The sequence below is a fragment of the Neobacillus cucumis genome, from assembly GCF_023715505.1.
Genome location: NZ_JAMBOH010000140.1, coordinates 1 through 309, shown reverse-complemented (window position 1 = coordinate 309; position 309 = coordinate 1). Strand labels below are relative to the sequence as shown.

2 tRNA genes are annotated in these 309 nt (G+C 49.2%); both read right to left on the bottom strand.

Going from position 1 to position 309, the window contains the following annotated elements:
• Positions 1-45 precede the first annotated feature (45 nt).
• Positions 46-119, bottom strand: a tRNA-Arg gene (locus M3226_RS31825).
• A gap of 63 nt (positions 120-182) precedes the next feature.
• Positions 183-271 (bottom strand) — tRNA-Leu (locus M3226_RS31820).
• Positions 272-309: the final 38 nt, after the last annotated feature.

Genomic DNA, 309 nt, shown 5'->3' with positions numbered 1-309 from the left:
TCCCAAACCAAGTGCTCTACCAAGCTGAGCTACTTCCCGTTAAAGTGCGCCCTGAGAGATTCGAACTCCCGACCTTTTGATTCGTAGTCAAACACTCTATCCAGCTGAGCTAAGGGCGCATTATATTTATAGTTATTTTGCTTTCGCAAAAAACTTGGTTTATTTTACTTCATAAAGAAACTTGGTGCCGAGGACCGGAATCGAACCGGTACGGTAGTCACCTACCGCAGGATTTTAAGTCCTGTGCGTCTGCCAGTTCCGCCACCCCGGCACTTTTGGAGCGGAAGACGGGATTCGAACCCGCGACCC